General features: G+C 41.3%; 23 protein-coding genes and 1 tRNA gene. 15 read left to right on the top strand and 9 right to left on the bottom strand.

The genetic code is table 11. The annotated features are described in order from the left end of the window. The first annotated feature begins 59 nt into the window (after nt 1-59). From BEGALDRAFT_RS15765 to BEGALDRAFT_RS15745, 5 genes are read left to right on the top strand one after another with little or no spacing between them, the layout of a single operon-like run. A complete protein-coding gene (locus BEGALDRAFT_RS15765) occupies nt 60-278 on the top strand; it encodes a major capsid protein (RefSeq protein ID WP_002691699.1) in 219 nt (72 codons plus the stop codon). 20 nt (nt 279-298) lie between these two features. Further along, nucleotides 299-2,305: a hypothetical protein gene (locus BEGALDRAFT_RS15760; RefSeq protein ID WP_002691697.1), complete on the top strand. Its 2,007-nt coding sequence runs from the start codon at nt 299-301 to the stop codon at nt 2,303-2,305. Then, entirely contained in the window at nt 2,302-2,631 is a 330-nt protein-coding gene (locus BEGALDRAFT_RS15755) for a DUF2523 family protein (RefSeq protein ID WP_002691695.1), read from the top strand. Before BEGALDRAFT_RS15760 ends, BEGALDRAFT_RS15755 begins: the two co-directional genes overlap by 4 nt. After that, nucleotides 2,628-3,671: a zonular occludens toxin domain-containing protein gene (locus tag BEGALDRAFT_RS15750; RefSeq protein ID WP_002691693.1), complete on the top strand. Its 1,044-nt coding sequence runs from the start codon at nt 2,628-2,630 to the stop codon at nt 3,669-3,671. Before BEGALDRAFT_RS15755 ends, BEGALDRAFT_RS15750 begins: the two co-directional genes overlap by 4 nt. Before the next feature lie 8 nt (nt 3,672-3,679). Continuing rightward, on the top strand, nt 3,680-3,874 hold the full coding sequence (locus BEGALDRAFT_RS15745; RefSeq protein ID WP_002691691.1) for a hypothetical protein: 195 nt from the start codon (nt 3,680-3,682) through the stop codon (nt 3,872-3,874). Nucleotides 3,875-4,127: 253 nt separating this feature from the next. On the opposite strand, the gene BEGALDRAFT_RS15740 is transcribed toward BEGALDRAFT_RS15745, so the two are convergent. From BEGALDRAFT_RS15740 to BEGALDRAFT_RS18525, 4 genes are all read right to left on the bottom strand, one after another. After that, nucleotides 4,128-4,559: a hypothetical protein gene (locus tag BEGALDRAFT_RS15740; protein ID WP_002691688.1), complete on the bottom strand. Its 432-nt coding sequence runs from the start codon at nt 4,557-4,559 to the stop codon at nt 4,128-4,130. 377 nt (nt 4,560-4,936) lie between these two features. Beyond that, nucleotides 4,937-5,155: a type II toxin-antitoxin system HicA family toxin gene (locus BEGALDRAFT_RS15735; RefSeq protein ID WP_002691687.1), complete on the bottom strand. Its 219-nt coding sequence runs from the start codon at nt 5,153-5,155 to the stop codon at nt 4,937-4,939. Continuing rightward, the gene (locus BEGALDRAFT_RS15730) at nt 5,155-5,364 is read right to left on the bottom strand and encodes a type II toxin-antitoxin system HicB family antitoxin (protein WP_002691685.1); all 210 of its coding nucleotides are present in this window, start codon (nt 5,362-5,364) and stop codon (nt 5,155-5,157) included. Before BEGALDRAFT_RS15730 ends, BEGALDRAFT_RS15735 begins: the two co-directional genes overlap by 1 nt. 16 nt (nt 5,365-5,380) lie before the next feature. After that, the gene (locus BEGALDRAFT_RS18525; protein ID WP_002691683.1) at nt 5,381-5,782 is read right to left on the bottom strand and encodes a helix-turn-helix domain-containing protein; all 402 of its coding nucleotides are present in this window, start codon (nt 5,780-5,782) and stop codon (nt 5,381-5,383) included. Nucleotides 5,783-6,070: 288 nt separating this feature from the next. On the opposite strand from BEGALDRAFT_RS18525, the gene BEGALDRAFT_RS15720 reads away from it, so the two are divergent. From BEGALDRAFT_RS15720 to BEGALDRAFT_RS15695, 6 genes are all read left to right on the top strand, one after another. Next, nucleotides 6,071-6,307, top strand: a complete 237-nt coding sequence (locus BEGALDRAFT_RS15720; protein WP_002691681.1) for a hypothetical protein — start codon at nt 6,071-6,073, stop codon at nt 6,305-6,307. Continuing rightward, a complete protein-coding gene (locus BEGALDRAFT_RS15715; protein WP_002691679.1) occupies nt 6,304-6,663 on the top strand; it encodes a nucleoside/nucleotide kinase family protein in 360 nt (119 codons plus the stop codon). The genes BEGALDRAFT_RS15720 and BEGALDRAFT_RS15715 overlap by 4 nt, the downstream gene beginning before the upstream one ends. Before the next feature lie 36 nt (nt 6,664-6,699). Then, nucleotides 6,700-7,053, top strand: a complete 354-nt coding sequence (locus tag BEGALDRAFT_RS15710; RefSeq protein WP_157237612.1) for a hypothetical protein — start codon at nt 6,700-6,702, stop codon at nt 7,051-7,053. Next, on the top strand, nt 7,050-7,280 hold the full coding sequence (locus tag BEGALDRAFT_RS15705) for a hypothetical protein (protein ID WP_002691676.1): 231 nt from the start codon (nt 7,050-7,052) through the stop codon (nt 7,278-7,280). Before BEGALDRAFT_RS15710 ends, BEGALDRAFT_RS15705 begins: the two co-directional genes overlap by 4 nt. A 121-nt stretch (nt 7,281-7,401) precedes the next feature. Next, the gene (locus BEGALDRAFT_RS18520; protein WP_002691675.1) at nt 7,402-9,804 is read left to right on the top strand and encodes a phage NrS-1 polymerase family protein; all 2,403 of its coding nucleotides are present in this window, start codon (nt 7,402-7,404) and stop codon (nt 9,802-9,804) included. Between the two features lie 371 nt (nt 9,805-10,175). After that, on the top strand, nt 10,176-11,150 hold the full coding sequence (locus BEGALDRAFT_RS15695) for a tyrosine-type recombinase/integrase (RefSeq protein WP_002691673.1): 975 nt from the start codon (nt 10,176-10,178) through the stop codon (nt 11,148-11,150). A gap of 45 nt (nt 11,151-11,195) precedes the next feature. Here the strand turns inward: BEGALDRAFT_RS15695 and BEGALDRAFT_RS15690 are convergent. Together BEGALDRAFT_RS15690 and BEGALDRAFT_RS15685 are read right to left on the bottom strand one after the other, a co-directional pair. Next, nucleotides 11,196-11,269 (bottom strand) — tRNA-Gly (locus BEGALDRAFT_RS15690). Nucleotides 11,270-11,350: 81 nt separating this feature from the next. Continuing rightward, nucleotides 11,351-12,124 carry an ADP-ribosylglycohydrolase family protein gene (locus tag BEGALDRAFT_RS15685; protein ID WP_002691671.1) on the bottom strand — a complete coding sequence of 258 codons (774 nt, stop codon included), beginning with the start codon at nt 12,122-12,124 and terminating at the stop codon, nt 11,351-11,353. Nucleotides 12,125-12,394: 270 nt separating this feature from the next. On the opposite strand from BEGALDRAFT_RS15685, the gene BEGALDRAFT_RS15680 reads away from it, so the two are divergent. The 4 genes from BEGALDRAFT_RS15680 (at nt 12,395) to BEGALDRAFT_RS15665 (ending at nt 17,966) form a co-directional block, all read left to right on the top strand. Next, nucleotides 12,395-14,407 carry a TonB-dependent receptor domain-containing protein gene (locus tag BEGALDRAFT_RS15680; RefSeq protein WP_040295715.1) on the top strand — a complete coding sequence of 671 codons (2,013 nt, stop codon included), beginning with the start codon at nt 12,395-12,397 and terminating at the stop codon, nt 14,405-14,407. 100 nt (nt 14,408-14,507) lie between these two features. Continuing rightward, nucleotides 14,508-15,713, top strand: a complete 1,206-nt coding sequence (locus BEGALDRAFT_RS15675; protein WP_002691667.1) for a PepSY-associated TM helix domain-containing protein — start codon at nt 14,508-14,510, stop codon at nt 15,711-15,713. A 477-nt stretch (nt 15,714-16,190) separates the two neighbouring features. Beyond that, nucleotides 16,191-16,805, top strand: a complete 615-nt coding sequence (locus tag BEGALDRAFT_RS15670) for a class I SAM-dependent methyltransferase (protein WP_002691665.1) — start codon at nt 16,191-16,193, stop codon at nt 16,803-16,805. A 159-nt stretch (nt 16,806-16,964) separates the two neighbouring features. Further along, entirely contained in the window at nt 16,965-17,966 is a 1,002-nt protein-coding gene (locus BEGALDRAFT_RS15665; RefSeq protein ID WP_081484200.1) for an HlyD family secretion protein, read from the top strand. A 60-nt stretch (nt 17,967-18,026) separates the two neighbouring features. Here BEGALDRAFT_RS15665 and BEGALDRAFT_RS15660 read toward each other — a convergent pair whose 3' ends face one another. From BEGALDRAFT_RS15660 to odhB, 3 genes are all read right to left on the bottom strand, one after another. After that, a complete protein-coding gene (locus tag BEGALDRAFT_RS15660) occupies nt 18,027-18,275 on the bottom strand; it encodes a phage tail protein (RefSeq protein ID WP_002691661.1) in 249 nt (82 codons plus the stop codon). A 117-nt stretch (nt 18,276-18,392) separates the two neighbouring features. Continuing rightward, nucleotides 18,393-19,811, bottom strand: a complete 1,419-nt coding sequence (lpdA, locus tag BEGALDRAFT_RS15655; RefSeq protein WP_002691659.1) for a dihydrolipoyl dehydrogenase — start codon at nt 19,809-19,811, stop codon at nt 18,393-18,395. Nucleotides 19,812-19,883: 72 nt separating this feature from the next. Next, nucleotides 19,884-21,062 (bottom strand): 2-oxoglutarate dehydrogenase complex dihydrolipoyllysine-residue succinyltransferase, encoded by a 1,179-nt coding sequence (odhB, locus tag BEGALDRAFT_RS15650; RefSeq protein ID WP_002691657.1) that lies wholly within the window; start codon nt 21,060-21,062, stop codon nt 19,884-19,886. Nucleotides 21,063-21,107: the final 45 nt, after the last annotated feature.

The raw sequence follows: 21,107 nt of genomic DNA, 5'->3' as shown, positions 1-21,107 counted from the left end.
GAGGCTTCATATTTATTGTTTGCCATTGTTTTCATTTTCTTAGTAATAGGGAAACTATTATGAAAGTTAGACGTGTACTTTTATTTTTATTAACTGTCTTACCCATTCTATTTATGGTTACTGATGCACAAGCCGCTGCCTTAGTTGCGAATATCACTGTTACCGATATTGTTGACCAATTAAAAGCAGGTGCTCCTGCTATCGTATCGATTGCTACTGCAGCTATTTCCTTATTGGCAGTGATTGCCGTATTTAAATATGTTCGTGGTGCTCTGTAACTAACTAACCATTGCAAATCATGCGCTTGCTAATCTTCCTTTTTTTCCTCTTTTGGGCTAGTTTGGCTCGTGCTGATTTGCAATCTAATTTTTCGGCTTGTCAATCCAAAGTAGAAGAATTTCGTGTTTATCACACCTGTGAGCATATTTTCACCAATAAAGATTTTACGCTAGGCTCTTATTTATACTCATGTTTACAAGAGAATCATATTAATCCTAACTATTTAGAAGCCTCTACGACAACAAAATTTTCTAGTTCCCCTAAACCTTCTAATTTTCCACTATCTGATATTGGACAAACCTTTTTAAATTGGCAGGCAAATACTCAATTTACCTATCAAGGCATTTATGCAGAAGCCTATTGTGAGCCTGTCCCCCCTCCGACCGTTTTTGATTCCGCTTGTCGTTACAAATTAAAAACCTGTGATGCTTCCACCGCTTTTCCATCCCGTTACTGTGAAAGTCTTCCCTACAATGAACAGCTTTTCGAGGAGGGTTGTGTTGATAAACGTGATTGTAATAATGGGTTTATTGGGGTTCACAGTTCTGTAAATCCTAATGGTGCGCCGTATTGCTCTTGTACCCCTGATTATCAGGTTATTGATAATGCTCCTTGGTACACTAACTGTGATTGTAAATACAAAGATGCCATGTGCTCTATGGTGTGTGATAGCTACCCCTGTGAGCCTGATTATGATGAGGGTAATAACGACGACGATAACAACAATAATGATGATGATGACCCTGATAACCCTGATGATAATAATGATGATGGTACGGGGGCTGATTGCACTCAATCAGATTCTAAAATATCGGGTTCAGTTAAATTCTGTCCTGATGACTGGGAAATGACTTATAAAGAATTCCGTATCATGCGGTGCGGTGCGCTTGATGGAAATTGTGAAGGAAAGGACGCTGATGCGGTTATCTGTAACTACTTGGGCAATGGGTGCAACGGCGGCTCCTACGTCGTCGCTCCTGATGAATTAACCAACGGCTTCGTTATTAAAGAAGATGAACAAGATAAAGTCGTCTTAAACCGTTTTTTTAAACCTACAGGCTCTAATATTCCGATTTTAGACAGGTGTGAAGCTGACCAATATTGTACTAACCCCCTTTCTAAAGCCAGCGCAACAACAGAACCGAAAGAGTGTGACTATGAAACCGCTAAACCAACGCTCGATTTACCGTGTCCAGTTACTCCAACGGGTAGCGAATTAGACCCCAATACCGTTATAGATACATCGATTTGTCAGAACGGTTGCCAATACGTTAAATCAGGCGTTTCAACAGGCACGACACTTTGTCGTTACAACTTAAACCCCGTTACCTCCCCGACATCCTCTTGTTCCTCTGGGGGCGTTTCTAACAACTTCCCGTGTGGTATCGATGGCACTCCCCCCTGTAACGTCCGCGATACGGTGACACACGCGCTTTTAGGTGACATTAAAACGCTTTTAGAGACGCTTAACGATGAAGTCGACCATAGCCTAGCGATTACACTATCAACAACCGCAATAGTCGGGGCTATTGGGGCCGCCGCGTTAGCTGATAAAGCCGCTATGGCAGGACAAACTTTAGCAATAGAATCAGGGTTACTCGCCCAAACCGTCGCGATTGAAGCAGGTCTCGCCGCTCAAACAGCCGCTCTTGTAGCAGCACTCCGCGCGGATACCTTAAAAGAACTCTTTGAAAGTTCAAGCGGTGCGACTAAAGAAGCCATTGAACGACTAGAAAAAACCTACAAAGACTCGTTAAAAGTCTCTGATTTTAAGCCAGAAACCGAGATAGAAAAGTACAAACTTGAACAAGATAAAATCTCGACCGTTATTGATGTTTCTACTTTAATTCAACTCCCTAACTTCTCCGCTGGCTCTTGCCCACTCCGTGAAAAAGTCGAGATACCTATGTATGGCGGTGAAGTCGTTATCGATTTCTCTTACGCTTGTACAACGTTATTAATCCTAAAAATTTTATTGTACATTTCCACAATATTAACCGTTCAGGGAATTATCTTTAAATCATGAGTGAGTTACTAGCCGCCCTATTTAATAAGCTCTTTACCGTGAAACTTTGGGAAGGCTTATTCAACTTCTTCATCATGCGATTCTTCACCGTCTTCGGTCTATCTATCGCAACCTACAAGGGATTTAACGCCCTAAGTGATATGGTCATGGATAAAATTAACCTCGCTTTAAATCAACTCGATAACGCGGGCTTACTGATTTCTATGGCGGCAATGCTCGACTACTTAGGCGTTATGACTAACTTAGCCTTAATCTCTAGTGCCTACGTGGTTAAATCCGCTTATAAATGGTCTATCGTTAAAAATCCAACGAGTCCAACACCATGACAGTCCATATCATCGCGGGTCTAGCGGGTTCAGGAAAAACCAATTATATTGTTGGTACACTTATCAAAGACTTAGCCAAATCTAAACGCCCTATTTATCTTTTAAACTTCGATTTAACCCCTGAATTTTTTGAAGTTTACCCTGATATTTTAGAATTAGACGAAAAAATTCACCGCTTTGATGGGCTTGGCGATGTCGTGGCTTATCAAAATCAGGCTTTTCCCGTCGTTTATTCAGAGAGTTCCTACGGCAATATTCGAGACTGGCTACCCGCTGGCGCGGTTCTTTTGGTGGATGAGGCTCAACATTTTTTCCCCTCTGAACGTAACTATCGCAAGCCCCCCTCTGAATTTTTAAAGTATTTACAGACTCATCGACACGATGGACATGACTTTTATTTTATTACCCAATCAGCCCAACTTTTAGATACCCACATTAGAAAACACTGCGGGGCGTATTTTCGGCTGGTTCGTCCTTTCGGTTTACCCTATTCAAGGCTTGAACGTTACAGCGTTTACGCCTCTGACGACAAACTAAAACCCGTCAATAAAGAATACGGTAAGCGGGTTAAATTCGATAAACAGGCATTTAAACTCTATAAATCCACCGTCGTGGATACCGTAAAGCCCAGAATGCCCTTCAAACTCTTTCTTTTTATCTTCCTTATTTTCTTCATTATTTGGCTGGTTTCTTCCGCTTTTGGCTACTTGGGAAGTGGTGACGTTGTCGTTGATAAAACCGCTAAAGAACAACTACAACAGGCTAAAACGGAGGGTATAGAGAAAAAATTAACACTATCAGAAGAATATATTCTCGTGGGCGGGTCTAGGTTTGGCAGTAATTACAATTATATTTTCGCTGAGTCAGCCACTTGTATATCTCGCCGCCTCGTTGATTTACTCGCAAAAGGTCATCGAGTTCAACCCCTAGATGCTCGCTCTGTTCGGTTAAATGGGCGAATCCTCACGATAAGCGCGTGCGTTCTCCAACACACAAACAAACCTACCCCTTTAATTAATCCACCCTTACCGAAGTTATAGGCATCAATATGATTAATAAAAAAGTTTCTCGTATTGCGCAAATTATGGGAGCAGAAGAACACACAAATTTAGAAAGGCTCATCGAACAGGGATTAGTAAAAGTCGATTTTGAGTCAAGCCTACTTTTTACCGTTCCTACTCAAAAAGGCTTAGATTTAATTAAGGCAGTCGATAAACTGATAGGTTCAGTTTTAGAGGAGTAAAAGAAATGAATACACACTCAAAAAAACTGAGGCTGAAGAATTAGATGGCTATATGACTCCTGAAGAGTTGGCAAAGTTTCATGAGGACTTTTTAAAAATTCGGCATAAAATACGTACAGATGTCCATTTAATGGAATTTTTTGAAAAATATGAATTTAGTCTTGAGCATATTTATATTTCTCATATGGAAAAAGACATTTTCGCAATGAGGCTTCTTCTATGGAGTAGTTTTATCCTTTCCACCCTAATTTTCTTATTGAGTCTTTTCGCAGGCTGGTAGGTTCACTAGCTTTTCAAGTTCAGCCAATAAAACACGGGCGTGTTGCCAGCGGGGCGAGGTCGGGTGAGCCTTTTCCTTAAATGACGTTATCAACGTTCTGACCTGCTCGAGTTTTTCCTGAACGGTCTCCAGTTCCTCGCGGTTTTCCGCTAATTCCGTTTTTAACGTTTCCACCTGCGGAGATTCCACAACATTCAATTGTCCCGTCGGTTCGGTAGGGGTGATTTCCTCATTTTTGATTAAGGTCAATTGAACAGGTTTCTTTTGGCGTTCCTTTCCGACATGTTTAGCAAGTATATTTAACGCTTCCTCGCCTTGTTCAGGTGCAACTATGCTTAGGTACTCTAAAACTTCGTCGATACGGTCAACAGGGATTCTAACGTTTTTCTTGGCGGTAGCGTGCATGATATGAACCTCTAAAAAGTGTTATTACTCTTTGATAACGCTTATATTTTAACACTTTAGAGGGTGCAATACAAGGAAAAAATGTAATTATCTTAATGTTTTTCAAGACCTTACATTTTTATAAATGGGTTTTTGGGGTTTAGTATTTTATCTTCCGTCTTTGTAAAGTGAGTGTTCTTTTATCTTGTCTTTTTACTTTCAGCCTTACGCACACGGTCAAGCTATATCATGACAGCATGATTTTTCTTGATACGGGTCGCGCTTGTGTTACTGACCTTTCAGAACGAATCAGGGTAGGGGGTAGAAAAATCTTGCTGTCTTGATATAGCCTTCTGCGATTTGGTGAGTCGTTTCGCACTTAATCCACTTGATTAAATTTAAGCCTTAATAAACTCCTCAACAGTTAAACCAGCAACACGGATTAAAGCTCTTAAAGTCCCCTTTTTTACAGGGTCATGATTAGGAATGGATAAAGTAACTAAACTCCCTTCTTTCGTCATAATGATATGACTACCCGCTTGCCTATCTACTTGCCACCCAAATTTTTTAAAAATCCGCACAATATCTAAACCTGTCATTGATGGAAGTTTAGGCATTACGCGGCTACCTCAATTTCATAGGTTTCCACTATTAAAGGCATCCCTTTTGCCCTACGAACATCTAAACAAAGTACTATCGCTTCTTGAATGTTCTCTAAAGCCTCCTCTTTAGTATCGCCTTCACTAATACAACCAGGAATAGCAGGACATTCGACTACCCAACCACCATCTTCATCATCAGGATACATTGTGATTACTAAACGCATTTTCTTACTTCCTTATCTAAGCAGTTTTCATTGTGCCTAATAGCTGGTTAAGCTGTTTAATTTGTTTTTTCATTTCGGTGAACTGTTTCGCGTCCTCAATAACAGCATAAATTTTTTGCTTCTGACTATCGTCGAGGCTTTCTATCATTTCGACTATGGCTTGGGTTCGTGGGGCTGGTTTTTCATTTCTATACATGTTCCCGTCACCAGTTAGAAGCCATACAGGGTCAACCCCATACGTGCTTAATAAAGCATGTATGAGTTCCTTGCTTATCGTTCTTTCTCCCCTTTCATAGTTTTGATATGCACGCAAAGATATACCGACAGAGTCAGAAATTTCTTCCTGATTCAATCCCTTAGACTCTCTTAAATAAAGAAGTCTTTTACCAATATTTATATTCTCATTTGTGCTTGACATATTACTCAAATATACCTATTCTATAACTGTAAGCGTAAGCACTTACACTTACATTAAATTATAGAGCTAAATTAGGTAATTACCTGATTTAGTGGAATGTAAGCGTAAGCAATTACACTTACATTAAATTATAGAGCTAAATTAGGTAATTACCTGATTTAGTGGAATGTAAGCGTAAGCAATTACACTTACAGATATTTTAATAAATAAAACAATGGTTTTTTAAAAACAACTGAATGTAAGCGTAAGCAATTACACTCACACTCAATTATACGTAGGAAATCCCCTATGAACAAAGTAACGATGATAGAAGAACTACGGGGGGAGTTCGGCACGATGGAAGAAGCAGCGCAATACTTTCAAACATCGCGCGAAATTCTTTACCAAAGTTTAAACGGAAAAGGGGCGCGAGCGGTTCGTTTAGCACTGGCTAAATACTTTAATTTGTACCCTTCTGAAATTTGGCAAGACAACACAAGAACAAGGGTTCTTGATGACTACGAAATGATGGAGAGAATGCAATGATGACGCTATCAAATACAGCAACGGAGCTGTGCAGACACCTACAAACAACCCCTGAAGCCTTGAAAGAACAAGGACTTTTAAAACAAGTTGGCATAGGATTTTTAATCGCTACCCATAAAGGACGTGAAACACTCAAACAACTAGACCCCACTCATACGAGTGTGTTCGACCTCACTTGTACGAGTGACCCCACAACAAAACACACTCGTACAAGTGACCCTGACACCACATTAACTGAACCTGAAAAAGTGTTACTGATGGACTTAATACTAACCGATAACTCGATACAAGACTTACTCGACATGGGGCTATTAGTAGAAGACAGTGAAGGGCGATTAATACCAAATGAGGGTTGAACCATGATTAAAGCGAAAACACTCACAAGGGAAAAGTTGAAAGCCGTTATAGATGAGTACGCAGAGTTACAGTATCAAGCGGGGCTTCTTCGAGGTGAACATTATAGAACGGAGACTAGGGTAGGAGTTGAACGGCTAAAAATATTAATAGAAGTAAAAACATGCAGTGATAACCCCTATTTAGAAATAGCCATTTTTGGGCGGTTGTTAGAAACATTAGGGGATAACATGGAAAAAGTAGGCTATTTAAGAAAGTCTGACGTTGATGATGATGAAGAATTACAGGCTTTAATACTTCCCCATGAACAAATGGTAACCCTAGCAAGAACACAAATTGATGCGCTATTAAGTGAACAACCCATTAACCCAACTCAAGAGAGACAATCATGAAAGAACCGATACCAAGTAGAGCCTACCGCTTAACCCAAATACTCAACCTAGACGAAACAGAACTTTGTGAACGTGGATTCCTCTTTGTTCAGAAAAGTTGTTTATATCCGACTCCTAAAGGACAACAAGTGTTAGACGAAATCGAGCCACTGGTCAACAAACATAAAGACGACTCCGTCTTTACAGGCTTAAAACTTAACCTTGTAGATGATGAAACAGCGTTCTAAAAGAAAAACCCTAAGCAATGACATCAACATCACTTAGGGCAAGATTTTAGAGCAAATGAAACCGCGTTAAGTTTAGCCACAAGACGCGGTTTTTTATTACCTATAACACTAGGAAAGTGTCATGAACAATTATATACCAAAGTACCTGAAAGAACGCGCCCAATGGGTAAATTGGCGTTATGTAGAACGTCCGAACGGCAAATTAGGTAAAGCACCGTTTATGCCCACTGGACAACCCGCCAAGACAAACAACGCTAACACCTTAAGCCCTTATGAAACCGTTCAAAACGCACAAGGCTTTGACGGTATCGGCTTCGTCCTCCGAGAAGGAGATAACCTTGTCTGCATCGATTTAGACCACGTGATACAACCTGATGGCGAATTAGAACCATGGGCTAAAGACATCCTAGACCTGTTTAAAACGACCTATATCGAAAAGTCGCCCTCTGGTGAAGGCTTGCACATTTGGTGCTTTGGCAAGGCTAAACGATGCGGTAAAGGCACAACAGAAAAACGTATCGAGATATACGACTACACCAGCCCGCGCTATCTAACCGTTACGGGTGACATCTATCTCGATTATGAGCATTGTTCTACTGATATAAATCACGCTCAGGCACAACTCGACTATGTCTATGAAAAATACTTTAAACCCGCTGAAGACAACCCCCCCGCTTTAACCCCCCCAACGTCCGCAGTTGAACAAGGGAAAAGTGCGCACGATCTAAACGTGTCGAATAATGACAAAATCCCCGCAGTAAAAAACCCCATTCCCGCAGTCGACATATTCACCCTCACCAAAAACGACGTTAAATTTAACGCCTTGTTTAACGGTGATTTCTCAGGCTACCCTAGCCACTCAGAAGCTGATTTCGCCCTATGCCTCAAACTCGCTTTTTACACCCAAAACAACGCTACTGAAATCGACCGACTATTCAGACAATCAGGGCTATTCCGTCCAGACTGGGACAAGAAACACGGACAAACCACTTACGGACAACGTACGATACACAACGCTTTAGCTAAATCAGTCAACAAGCTAGAGCTAAAGGAAAAGAACACAGTTGATGCCTCTGCCCCGACCGTTCCCGATAATTCCCCGACCGTTCCCGATGAACAAGCCCAACAAGACAAATCCGTCATAAAGACAAGAAAAACTCTCCCGCCTCAATCCATCTTAGGCAATCTACTGGCAAAACGAATTAACAACCTGATATTTGACGCGCTTATTGAAGAATGGATGATATATGAAGACAACCACTGGCAAAAAATTCATGCCTTGCGCGCGGAAGATATTATCGACAAATACATCCATGAAGTTGTCGGCAATGTCGGCTACAGCGCGGGCTACGTCTCAGGCGTGACCAAGTTTCTCAAGGTAAAAAAAGCCGTCTTCGAATTCAACAAAATACCCGACACTATCCCCTTCAAAAACGGACTCCTGCGGATAACTGATAAGAAACTGTTTAAACACGACAAAAAATACTACACCACGTGGATAATCCCCTACGACTACAGCCCACAAGCCACCTGCAAACCTATCATCGACTGGCTATCGTTCTGCGTTGGTGGTAATGAGGACCAACTCCAACTACTCCGCGCCTACATGAACGCGATAATCACCTCCCGCGTAGAACTACAACGCTATCTTGAAATTATCGGCGTAGGCGGTAGCGGTAAAGGCACATTTATCAGACTCTGCGAGTTACTTGTTGGTGAACAAAATACCCACTCAACAGAACTTAAACTCCTAGAAAAAGGACAATTCGAGACTGCCTGCCTTTACGGTAAAAAGCTGATAACAATAACTGACTCCCAAAACTTCGCGGGCGATGTTAGCGTTCTCAAGGCAATAACAGGACAAGACACCCTCCGCTACGAACAAAAAGGCATACAAGCAACAGCGGGCTTTAAAGCAACAGGGCTAGTCGTTATAGCCGCTAATGAGGCGATAAGCTCCAAAGACTACACCAGCGGTATTGCTCGCCGTCGTATCACCGTTTACTTCAATCAGCTTATATCCTCAAAAGATCGCAGAGACCTCACAAAAGAATTTCAACCCTACATTGCGGGCTTAATCAACTGGGTCTTAGCCCTAACCCCTGAACAAGTCGCCTCCTATGTCCGTGATACACACGACAATGTTCATAGCCTCCACGACGTAGAACGTGAAAACCTCATTAATACGAATCCAATAGCCGCATGGTTAGAAGAACGGGTCGTTTATGACCTTCATTTCTCTACGCCCGTCGGTGTCAGTCGCTCAGACAATGGGCAAATTATCAATGCTGACAAATGGCTATACCCCTCATACGTCCAATACTGCCAAGACGTAGGCAATAAACCCCTAGCCCTTAATCGCTGGGTCCCGCTCCTCGTTGAACTGTGCAACACACAACTAGGCTTAACCGACGTTAAACGCTGGCGTGACATGAATGCTAGTTACATCGACTGCCTAAGCATTCGTCGTGAAGCAGAACGGACACCTTCCCCTATCGATATGAAATACCCTAAGCCGTTCTAATTGTTGCGTGAAAACAACACGAAAAAAACCCAAAAAATGGGACACACGCAAATTTAGAAAAAGTGCAAAAGTCCACCATTTTAACCAAATCAATAACTTGATTCACCATAGACCCACCATAGTCCACCATATTAACCAAGCCAAGGACTTACGACATAAACAAACTGTGTTCTTCTAGGTTATTAAGATAAAAAGAGAGATAACTTATTGAAATGGTTAATATGGTGGACTATGGTGGGTCAATGTTAGGTTAAGTTATTGAAATGGTTAATATGGTGAACTTTCGGCAAAAATCGCTACACGTTTCAGAAAAAATTACCATGACCGACTGTTACCTTTTTGCAACAGTCTAAAACACGATTAACGACATTATGGCAAGCATAACTAAACGCAAAAATAAACAAGGTTACACAGTTTGGACGGTTCGCATTAGAGACAAACAAAACAACATCAGCAGAACGTTTACAACCCTAAAAGAAGCCGTCGAATTCTCTGAAAACACCCAACAACAAACCGTTGCCCAACTCATAGACCTTTACATCAATGAAGCAATGAACCACAAAAACCCAAAAACGATTAAGCTACAAAAACCACAACTCCAATACTGGCGTAAAGCACTAGGACACCTATCCGTTAAAAAATGCACTGCCCACGATGTTATCCGCGCTCGTGATGCCCTGCTTAGACTAGGAAAAAAACCTCCTACCGCTAATCGCTACGTTCAAGCAATCAGCCCTGTTTTTACCTACGCAATAGACGTGCTTGAATGGGCGCAAAAACACCCCGTGAAAGCCGTCAAAAAGTACAGAGAACAATCGCGTCTCCGCTACCTATCCCCTGATGAAATTAACCGATTACTAACCGTAGCAAAGACAACTCAATATCTTTACCCAATTATCTTAATTGCGCTCACAACAGGCATGAGAAAGGGAGAAATTATTAATTTACGATGGACTGATATCGATTTTACAAATCGCCTAGTCATCCTACATACCACGAAAAACGGAGATATGAGAGTTATAAACCTATCTCCAACAATTTTGGAACAACTTAAGGAACTCCCAAAACTTAGCCCTTATGTTTTTACAGGCAAAACAGGACATCCCTATTTTTTAGCAAGCAGTGTATGGAAGAATTTATTAAAACAAGCAAATATAGAAAACTTCCGTTTCCATGACCTCAGACATACGGCGGCGAGTTACTTGGCAATGAATGGCGAGAATGCAATCACGATTGCAGAGATATTAGGACATAAAACCCTAGCGATGGTTCAGCGGTATTCACATTTGTCAAGCGAAATACGCCAAAAAGCACTGGATAAACTGGCAAAGATGTGGATAAAGTAACCATATAAACGGTGTGGGATTCGTTCATAATTACTTGTTTTTAAATGGAGCGGGTGATGGGAATCGAACCCACGCTATCAGCTTGGGAAGCTGAAGTTCTACCATTGAACTACACCCGCAAGAGGTAGGAAAGACGATTATGATAATTAGATTTATCGAAGTCGTCAATTTTTATCGATTTAAGCTGTTTTGCCTTATTTTTAAAAGTGTATGTATTTTTCTCTGAATTGTTGAACGGTTGTTCGTAATGGGTCATCTAAAAAATTCAGGGCTTGTTGCGCGATAGGTTCGGGAACACCCGCATAGAAGGCTTCGGCAATACTACCTGTGATGCAGGCGATAGTGTCACTGTCACCGCCTAAAGAGACCGCAAGACGAATGGCGTTTTCAAAATCAGTGGATTCTAAAAAGGCAATAATGGCTTGTGGGACAGAGCCTTGACAAGAGACATCAAAAGTATAAGTTGGGCGGATTTCGTCGCAGGTGCGATTAAGGTCGTAGTGAAATGTTTGGGTAATGTAGTTTTTTATTTCTGTTTTGCTGTGGTGTGTGCGAGCAAGATAAATAGCGGAGGCAGTTGCTAACGCGCCTTTAATGCCTTCGGGGTGGTTGTGGGTGATATTGGTGTATGTAGTGGCTTTTTTTTGGATTTCTTCTAGAGAATCAAAGTAATAGGCAACTGGGCTGATGCGCATGGCAGCACCATTACCCCAGCTGTTATAGGGTTGACTGTTGGTTTGGTTTGCCCATTGGATAAAACTCGCGCCGAAACCTGCTTTTGGGTAGCGGTGGTAATAGGCTTTCATGGTTTCGGCGTAATCACTTTGTTGCAGGATAGTTTCGGCAAGTGCAATGGTTAATACGCTATCGTCGGTGAATTTGTTATTTTGATTGAAAAGGGGAAAATCGGTTGTTTTGATGTTGTTCCATTCGTACACTGAGCCGATGATATCGCCTGTTATCGCGCCTAGCATGGTGTTTTCTCTCTTTTTTGGTAGGTTAATGAAATAGTTCAGTCTAATTTTAGAAAAATATGCCGTTTTTTGGTGTGGTATTCAATCTAAAAAAGCAGGGGTTTTGATTGGAGTGATTAAAGTATTATTCATTTTTATGGCTTCCATTTTTAAATGATAATCATTATCATTTATCTTTATAAGATTAAGTGTGATTTTTTATTTTTAATTCATTGTATTTATTTAACAAAATCAAAGTGAGATATTGTGATGTTATTTTCAAAGCATAAAATGTTGCCATTACTTTTATGTACCAGTGTTACGAGTGTGGGGTTTTCTGATGACAATATTGAATTAGCAGTTGTTAATTCGGATGTGGAGTTAGCGACGGTGGATGTTTGGAGTACTAGTGTTCAAAGTAGTTCGCAGCATTTAGCAGATGATAGTATTGCGATGAAGCAAGCAGATCATTTGAGTGATTTAATGCGTAATATTCCAGGTGTAGATATTGGTGGTTCTCATTCGGTGAATCAGCGTATTAATATTCGCGGTATTGATGAAACTGATTTAGATATTCGTTTAGATGGTGCGCCACAAGCGATTAATATGTTTCATCATGTGGGGAATTTATTACTTAATGCGGATATTTTAAAAGCGGTTGAAATTGATGTGGGGGCTACATCGGTTATTAATAATGGTTTGGGTGGTTCTGTGCGTTTTGAAACAAAAGATGCTCAGGATTTATTACAGGCAGGGCAGACGGTTGGAGCGCGGGTGCAGGGGTCTTATGCGTCTAATAAATCGTTAGGTTTTTCTTTAACAGGCTATGGAAAGTATGACAAGTTGGATGCTTTGGTCTATGGCTATAATGTGAATCGTGATAATCCTAAAGATGGAAATGGCGATACCATGATGGGGAATGATGGCACGATTGGCGATATTTTATTTAAAGTGGGTTATGACTTAACTGATTATCAACGTTTGGAGTTTAGCGCAGACCGATATGAGGATGAGGGGCTTTATTCACCACGTCCTAACTTTGGTACAAGTGCTAATGTTGGTTTTACAAAGCAAGCGGTTTTTCCAACGGAATTCAGTCGTAATACTTATACGCTTAATCATGAGTTAGATATTGGTAATACTTTGTATTTAAAGACGACAGCTTATTATAACGAGTTGGATTTATGGCGTTCTGAAGATGCAAGTTTACGTAATGCGGTAATTAGTGGTCTTGCAAAAACGAAGGGGATTAATTTATTAGCGCAAACAGTGATTAATACGGAGTCGTTAAAACAGCAGTTAACGTATGGTACTGAATATCGTCAACAATCATCAGATTATAGTCGTGTTGCACAAGCAACGGGCAATCCTGCTACAAATGTTTTTGCACAGGAAGAAGCAAAATCGTATGCCGCTTATATTGAGGACAGGGTTGAGTTTAGTAATGGTTTAGCAATCACACCAGGGCTTCGTTACGATTATTATTCGCGTGATATTGCGCGGGGTGAAAAGCAGGATTGGGATGAGTTTTCTACTGCATTAGCGGCAGAATATCCGCTTTCAACAGCATTTACAGTGCGTGTAAGCACGACAGAAAGTTTTAAAGGCCCTGAGTTAAGCGAGATTTTTACAGGAGTTTCTGACTATTCTGTGTTGAATACAGATTTACGCCCTGAAACGGCGCGTAATAATCAAATTAGTTTGTTATTTCAAGAAAAGCGGTTTTTAGGTGCAGATAGATTTGCGGCAAATTTAACTGTATTTAGAACAGATATTAAAGACTACATGACTGTGATTTATGAGGGTAGTAGTCTTGCTTATGATGCCAATATTGGCGATGTGGAAATTAATGGTTTTGAATTTAGCGTTAATTATGATATTGGAGACTTTGGCGTTTTAGCCAGTTATGCCCGTTCTGATTCTGAAATTACAACCTTTGACCCTGACGATAGTTTAAATAAACAGCCCTTAGATAATGAAGTGGGTGACAGTATCAGTTTAGAACTAAATTATGAAGTACCAACCTTAGGATTAAAATTTGCGTGGGATTCCATGTTTGTACGTCCCGAAGATGGTTATACCTTAGATAGTAGTGATAAAAAATCCTATGATGTGCACAACATCTCAGCTCGTTGGCAGTTGCAACAAAGTTTGAAAGGGTTAGTTTTAACGTTTGGTGTCGATAATTTATTCGATGAAGTTTATACCTCTCATGCGTCTTCATCAGGTATTGCTCGTGGACAGCGACTTGATGACCTTGAACCAGGGCGAAACTTTAAATTAACAGCAACATACACTTTTTAAGTGACTCTGTAGAAACCGTCGATATCTCTTTATTCAGTGTATAGTTTTAAGTCATACACTGATAAAGCGATTACGCTTCAGGATGAATCGAGATAGCTTTATGATGTTGCTGAAAAATATACAATTAAAATTGCCTTCACCACGGCGGGCATTAGTTTATCTACATAGCTGGTTAGGTGCAATTATTTTTGCCTTTCTCCTGCTTATCACAATTACAGGGTTAATCATTACTTTTTCGGGGGATTTAATCGGATGGGAATATCCCGAATTAGTAACCGCTACCCCCTCAACTGCACCACTGTCCCCTGACCTTGAAGCCTTAATTTCAGTTGCCCAACAAGGATATGGGGAAGACTTTGATTTAAAAGGGCTCATGATGCCACATAGTCGCCTACAAATTGATGCGGCGACTTTTTTCGGCAAACCTGTCAATCTGCCTGACATTGAAACCATGTTGCTTGCTGTTGACCCTTATCAACATCGCTACCTACGTGCCATCAATCTCGATGAGAGTTGGACAGTGATGCTGATTCATTTGCATGGCGAGCTATTAGCGGGTCATTTTGGCGAATTAGTTGTTGCAGTTATTGGATTATTAACACTCGCTTTATTAGTCACGGGAATTTATTTATGGTTGCCACAAACGCATAAAACAGCCCGTGCAATAAAAAACAAAGCAACGCGCTTTCGTTGGAGTAAAAATCCACATACCTTCTCTTTTTATGTACATAGTTTTTTAGGATTATGGGGCATTTTATTTGTGATGACTTGGGTATTAACAGGTGTTTACTGGTCACAACCACAATGGTTTAAGTTTTTGCTACCAGATTTACCGCGTAAACCCCCAGTCGAAATGTTAAGCCAGTTACAACAAAATTGTGGTGTAGAAATTAAACCGAATCAGGCATTAAAAGTGGCACAACAAGCGTTTCCTGATAGGCAATTAGCACGCCTTATGCTACCAACGGCAAAGGACTACTATTATAGCTTTGCTTTTAAAGGGGATGCAGATAGCAATCGCTACATTGGAAATGCCTTTGCGTGGGTTAGTAGTCGCTGTGAACATCGAGTCTATAGCCAATTATTTGGCGATAAGATTGGATTAGAAAAACTATCTTCATTAATGATTTCATGGCATTCAGGACGATTTTTTGGTGTGGGGCAAATTCCAATTGTCCTTTTTGCGGGTTTTATATTGGCACTTATTACCCTCACGGGAATCGTACTCTGGTATTACCGCCACGCCCGCCATTTAAAATCCCTATGGCATGGGATAACACGGCTAACAGTAAAGCGTTTATCTTAAAAATCATCGCTTAACCCAAGTTCGGTGAGTTTTATAAAATAGAAACCTGTTAGGTTTTGAAAACTTAGCAGGTCTGTCGGAACACGCGAAAAAGGTTGAAGGACTGACAGAAATTCTCTTGTTTTTCATCAGGATTCACCAGACAAGATTAAAACATTGTCTGAGTCAGGATTTTCAGGATTAACAAGATTTAAAACCCTCAAACCAAAAAGTCAAGTGAATCATGCTTTTAAATCCTGTGAATTCTGATTCAGACAAGCTATTGTCTTTTTAAAAGAAACTCGCCGAACTCAGGTTATTTGTTTAGCACAAGCAATATAGATTAAGCAGGAGTGCAATCGCTTCAACTATTACTTCTTTTTTCCTTATCCCGCATAGCGGGGAAAAGCAGGAAGAAAGTATTTTGACGACAGGAAGAAATCTAGGATATAACCGCGAAATTTTAGAAAACAAAGTTTGCAAATAACGAGAATGACAATGACAGAATTTTGGGAAGAAGCATTTAAGGATAAGCAAGAAATGTGGGGCTTAGAACCTGCTAAATCAGCTATATTGACAAAGGACTTTTTTGTTGAGCATAAAGTCAAAAATGTTTTAATACCCGGAGTTGGTTATGGACGAAATGCAAAAATTTTTATTGATAATGGAATGTCTGTAACAGGTGTTGAAATTTCTCAGACTGCAATAGATTTGGCTCAAAAACATTTCGGAATCGATTTGAAAATTTATCATGGTTCGGTCACAGAAATGCCTTTTGATAACAAATTGTTTGGCGGGATATTTTGCTACGGTTTAATATACTTACTGGATAAAGATGAAAGGATAAAACTTATCCAAGATTGTTTTAATCAGTTGGCTGAAAATGGGTTTATGATTTTTACGGCAATAACTAAGGATGCTCAAACTTATGGACAAGGCAAACAAATAAGTAAAGACCGATTTGAAATGTTTGGTGGAGTAAAAATTTTCTTTTACGACAGGAAAACCATAAAAGAAGAATTTGGAAATACTGGACTTTTTGAAGTAACAGAGGTAACTGAGAACTATCCTTTTTATCTAATAAAATGCCAAAAAACTAAAACAAATAGCTGACTAGTTTTGGTAACAGGATTTAAAAAAGTCATTCGCGTTTAAAATCTGAATGATTTGGCATTACCTAAAAGGGAATATTTCGACAAAAAATCATCGCTTAAGCAATTACGGCTTATTTAGGTTAAGCTAACATTATCAACTTGCTTGTGATTAATTGGAATGATGATGAATTTTTTAGCCATTGCCCTCAGTTTCTTATTAGTTCAAGACAGCCTACCCGCTACCTTACAATCATGGTGGACAACATTAACAGGTCAAGTGAACAACACAACAAATGTTTGGCAAGGGTATATTGAGGGGGAATTTATCTGGCTGTCACCTACAATTGCAGGACAATTAGCCGTCGTGAATGTTAAAAAAGGTGAAATTGTCAAAGCAGGCACACCTTTATTCACACTGGTTGCAGAACCTGACAATTTAGCGTTACAAGAAGCCGAGCAAAAACTACAAGCAGCTCAAGCTCGTTTAGCCGATGCACAAAAAGGCTTACGCCCTGAAGAATTAACTGAAATTAAAGCCAGAATTGCCCAAACTGAAGCGGATTTAAGCCTTGCACAGACAGAACTAAATCGTACTGAAAAATTATTACAAAAACAGGCAATTCAACAAGAAACCGTCGATATTAATCGCGCAACCTTACAACGCCAACGTGCCCGCCTAAACGAACTACAAGCGCAACTCAATATTGCACAATTAGGCAGTCGAAACGATGCAATTCGGGCACTGCAAGCAGAGGTAAAAACGGTACAGGCGGTTGTTGCACAAGCCCATTGGCGGGTTGCGCAAAAGCAAATGACCGCGCCAATAGCAGGGCAAATTACCGAAGTTTTTCACTATGCTGGTGAATGGGTTGCAATGGGTAGTCCTGTCGTTGCTTTATTACCGTCAACTCAAATTAAACTACGTTTTTTTGTTTCTGAAACAGGATTAGGCGAATTACAATTAGGACAATCCGTTAATTTCCAATGTGATGGTTGCAACAATTCTTTAACCGCTACGATTAGCCATATTGCCACTGAAGCGGAATACACGCCGCCAATTATCTACAGCCAAGAAACGCGGGTGAAGTTGGTTTATATGATAGAGGCACGCCCATCAGTAGAACTTGCAACGCAATTGCATGTCGGACAGCCTGTGTCGGTGTGGCGATTAGAGAAATAAAAAAGGGCAATATATTCAGTGCCCTTTAATGAGTAACCCAAGTATTTTTATATGATTATCTTATGCGCGATATGGATAAACGCCTTCTGTTGCAATGTAGTAGTCAACATCGCCACCATTGGCAGTTTTTATAGCGGGTATATTTGGGATCGCAAATGTTCGACCTAATGTACCACCGAATTCATTGCCTAGTAAAGAAAACAAGGCAGGGTTCTCGCTAATGTTTAGTACGCGCCCATCACATTTAACCCAACCTTTTGACTCCCAATTCCAAGGGAAGAGGCAAACCATACCAAGAATTGGATCCATTTTATCACTCCTTCGTCTATTTAAGAGGGAGTCAAAACTATACGGTAGATTCGTTGAAAAAAATAGGGAGAAAGTTTATTTCTCCCTAAATAAAATTTTAACAATATAAATAAGTTGTTAAGCGTGAATCATCCGCCCATCAACGGCTAACGCGGCTTCATGCATCCCTTCAGCTAACGTCGGATGTCCATGAATCGTGCGGGCTAAATCTTCGCTACTGGCTTGGCATTCCATCGCTAAGACTGCCTCGGCTAATAATTCGGAGGCAGAAATTCCGAAAATATGTACGCCTAAAATGCGGTCGGTTTTTGCGTCGGCAATCATGCGAATCATGCCTGCTGTTTCACCGTGTGCGCGAGCGCGTCCGCTGGCTAACATGGGGAATTGTCCAACACGGTATTCAATACCAGCCGCTTTTAATTCTTCTTCGGTACGACCTACCCACGCAATTTCTGGCCATGTGTAAATCACCCACGGCATAATATCGTAGTGCATTTCGGTTTTTTGACCCGCTAAACGTTCAGCAACCATAATGCCTTCTTCAGAGGCTTTGTGGGCTAACATGGGGCCACCGATAACATCACCAATGGCATACACATTGGGGACGTTGGTTTGACGGTGTTCGTCAACGATGATAAAGCCACGATCGGAAATTTTCACACCGATAGCTTCGGCATTTAAGCCTGCGGTGTTGGGTTTACGTCCAACAGAAACAATGAGTTTGTCGACAACGATTTGTTGTTCTGCGCCGTTGACATCTTTGTAGCTGACATGAACTTCATTGCCGACGACTTTGGCATTGGTCACGCTTGCGCTTAATTGGATATTTAAACCTTGTTTTTGCAGTTCTTTTAATGCAGCGGTAGCAATTTTGCGGTCAGCAACAGATAAGAATTCGGGTAAGGCTTCTAAAACGGTAACTTGACTGCCTAAACGATTCCAAACGCTACCTAATTCTAAGCCAATTGCACCCGCGCCAATCACGCCTAAGCGAGCGGGAATGCTGTCAAATGCTAGTGCGCCTGTAGAGTCGACGATGAGTTGGTTATCAACAGGGGCAACAGGAATATTGGTGGGAATAGAGCCTGTGGCAATGATAATTTTGTCGGCAGTGTATTCTTGTTCGCTGCCGTCTTTCGCGGTGACTTTGATTTTATCAGCAGTGACAAAGCCGGCAGAGCCTTCTAAACGGGTGACTTTATTCTTTTTGAAAAGTCCTGCAATCCCTTGGGTTAAGGTTTTGACAACATCGGCTTTACGGGCTTGCATGGTCGCAACATCAATGCTGACGTTGTCAACTTTAATCCCATGTTCGCCTGCGTGTTTTTTGATGTGGTGGTAATGATGGGAAGAGTCTAATAGGGCTTTAGAGGGGATACATCCAATATTTAAGCATGTGCCCCCTAAGGAATTTTGTCCTTCAGGGTTTAAATATTTTTCAACGCAGGCGACTTTCATGCCCAGTTGTGCACAACGAATTGCGGTGACATAGCCACCAGGACCTGCACCGATAACGATTACGTTAAAATCTGCCATCGTTTTTACTCCTTGAATCTTTTTGGTTTTCTGTTGTTATAAACCCCTCACGAGGAGGGGTTTTTGAGTTTCTTAAACTTCTAATAATAAACGGGCAGGGTCTTCAATAGCGTTTTTAATGGCTACTAAGAATTGCACAGCATCGCGTCCGTCAATGATACGGTGGTCATAGGTTAAGGCAACGTACATGATAGGACGAACAACAACTTGTCCGTTTTCAACGTAGGGACGGTCGACAATGTTGTGCATCCCTAAAATCGCGCTTTGCGGTGGATTTAAAATCGGGGTGGACATCATAGAGCCGAAGATACCGCCGTTGGTGATACTGAACGTACCGCCTGTTAATTCTTCGATGGTTAATTTGCCGTCGCGTGCACGTTTGCCATATTCGGCAATACCTTTTTCAATATCAGCGAAGGATAGAGCATCTGCATCACGGAGAATAGGCACAACTAAGCCACGTTGGGAACTGACCGCAATCCCGATGTCATAGTAGCCGTGATAAATGATGTCGTCGCCTTCTGTCGAGGCGTTGATAATGGGGAACTTTTGTAAAGCAGCAACAGTGGCTTTGGTGAAGAAGGACATAAAGCCGAGTTTAGTACCGTGTTTCTTTTCGAACTCGTCTTTGTATTTTGCCCGTAAGTCCATCATGGGTTTCATGTTGATTTCGTTGAACGTGGTCAACAGGGCATGATGGTGTTGGGCTTCTAGTAAACGTTCAGCAGTACGTTTACGCATCCGTGTCATGGGGACACGTTCTTCAGGACGTGAGCCTGCTAATGGAGCAACAGCAGGCGCAGCACTGGCAGGTTTTTGTCCTGCGGCTAACATGTCTGCTTTGGTGACGCGGTCGCCTGTATGGGGAACGCTGGCAGGGTTAACACCTTGGTCAGCCGCCATTTTACGCACTGCGGGGCTGGTTTTGGGGTCTGCACTGGTTGTTGTAGCAGGAGCGGTTGTGGCAACTGGGGCAACCGTGGCGGTTGCAGGAGCAGCGGCTGCAACAGCGGCGGTGTCAATTGTGCCTAACACTTCTTCGCTGAGTACGCTTACGCCTTTGTCTTTGGCAATGCCTGTTAATACACCTGCTTTGGGCGCGACAACTTCAAGAACGACTTTATCAGTTTCGATATCGACCAATTTGTCGCCTTCTTGTAAGGCATCTCCCGGTTTTTTGTACCATTCCAACACAGTTGCATCTGCAACGGATTCTGAGAGCACAGGAACTTTGACATCTACGATAGACACTGTTTATTTTCCTTTTGGCGGTAATTGTTTAGGAAGTTAATAACC

The organism is Beggiatoa alba B18LD, assembly GCF_000245015.1.
Lineage (GTDB): Bacteria > Pseudomonadota > Gammaproteobacteria > Beggiatoales > Beggiatoaceae > Beggiatoa > Beggiatoa alba.
The sequence above is the reverse complement of the archived record's forward strand: the minus strand, read 5'-3'. Positions and strand labels throughout refer to the sequence as shown.

Excerpts from the sequence above, each read along its gene's own strand:
- BEGALDRAFT_RS15765 (WP_002691699.1), top strand. The coding sequence starts at position 60 with ATGAAAGTTAGACGTGTACTTTTATTTTTATTAACTGTCTTACCCATT.
- BEGALDRAFT_RS15760 (WP_002691697.1), top strand. The coding sequence starts at position 299 with ATGCGCTTGCTAATCTTCCTTTTTTTCCTCTTTTGGGCTAGTTTGGCT.
- BEGALDRAFT_RS15755 (WP_002691695.1), top strand. The coding sequence starts at position 2,302 with ATGAGTGAGTTACTAGCCGCCCTATTTAATAAGCTCTTTACCGTGAAA.
- BEGALDRAFT_RS15750 (WP_002691693.1), top strand. The coding sequence starts at position 2,628 with ATGACAGTCCATATCATCGCGGGTCTAGCGGGTTCAGGAAAAACCAAT.
- BEGALDRAFT_RS15745 (WP_002691691.1), top strand. The coding sequence starts at position 3,680 with ATGATTAATAAAAAAGTTTCTCGTATTGCGCAAATTATGGGAGCAGAA.
- BEGALDRAFT_RS15740 (WP_002691688.1), bottom strand. The coding sequence starts at position 4,559 with ATGCACGCTACCGCCAAGAAAAACGTTAGAATCCCTGTTGACCGTATC.
- BEGALDRAFT_RS15735 (WP_002691687.1), bottom strand. The coding sequence starts at position 5,155 with ATGCCTAAACTTCCATCAATGACAGGTTTAGATATTGTGCGGATTTTT.
- BEGALDRAFT_RS15730 (WP_002691685.1), bottom strand. The coding sequence starts at position 5,364 with ATGCGTTTAGTAATCACAATGTATCCTGATGATGAAGATGGTGGTTGG.
- BEGALDRAFT_RS18525 (WP_002691683.1), bottom strand. The coding sequence starts at position 5,782 with ATGTCAAGCACAAATGAGAATATAAATATTGGTAAAAGACTTCTTTAT.
- BEGALDRAFT_RS15720 (WP_002691681.1), top strand. The coding sequence starts at position 6,071 with ATGAACAAAGTAACGATGATAGAAGAACTACGGGGGGAGTTCGGCACG.
- BEGALDRAFT_RS15715 (WP_002691679.1), top strand. The coding sequence starts at position 6,304 with ATGATGACGCTATCAAATACAGCAACGGAGCTGTGCAGACACCTACAA.
- BEGALDRAFT_RS15705 (WP_002691676.1), top strand. The coding sequence starts at position 7,050 with ATGAAAGAACCGATACCAAGTAGAGCCTACCGCTTAACCCAAATACTC.
- BEGALDRAFT_RS18520 (WP_002691675.1), top strand. The coding sequence starts at position 7,402 with ATGAACAATTATATACCAAAGTACCTGAAAGAACGCGCCCAATGGGTA.
- BEGALDRAFT_RS15695 (WP_002691673.1), top strand. The coding sequence starts at position 10,176 with ATGGCAAGCATAACTAAACGCAAAAATAAACAAGGTTACACAGTTTGG.
- BEGALDRAFT_RS15685 (WP_002691671.1), bottom strand. The coding sequence starts at position 12,124 with ATGCTAGGCGCGATAACAGGCGATATCATCGGCTCAGTGTACGAATGG.
- BEGALDRAFT_RS15680 (WP_040295715.1), top strand. The coding sequence starts at position 12,395 with ATGTTGCCATTACTTTTATGTACCAGTGTTACGAGTGTGGGGTTTTCT.
- BEGALDRAFT_RS15675 (WP_002691667.1), top strand. The coding sequence starts at position 14,508 with ATGATGTTGCTGAAAAATATACAATTAAAATTGCCTTCACCACGGCGG.
- BEGALDRAFT_RS15670 (WP_002691665.1), top strand. The coding sequence starts at position 16,191 with ATGACAGAATTTTGGGAAGAAGCATTTAAGGATAAGCAAGAAATGTGG.
- BEGALDRAFT_RS15665 (WP_081484200.1), top strand. The coding sequence starts at position 16,965 with ATGATGATGAATTTTTTAGCCATTGCCCTCAGTTTCTTATTAGTTCAA.
- BEGALDRAFT_RS15660 (WP_002691661.1), bottom strand. The coding sequence starts at position 18,275 with ATGGATCCAATTCTTGGTATGGTTTGCCTCTTCCCTTGGAATTGGGAG.
- lpdA (WP_002691659.1), bottom strand. The coding sequence starts at position 19,811 with ATGGCAGATTTTAACGTAATCGTTATCGGTGCAGGTCCTGGTGGCTAT.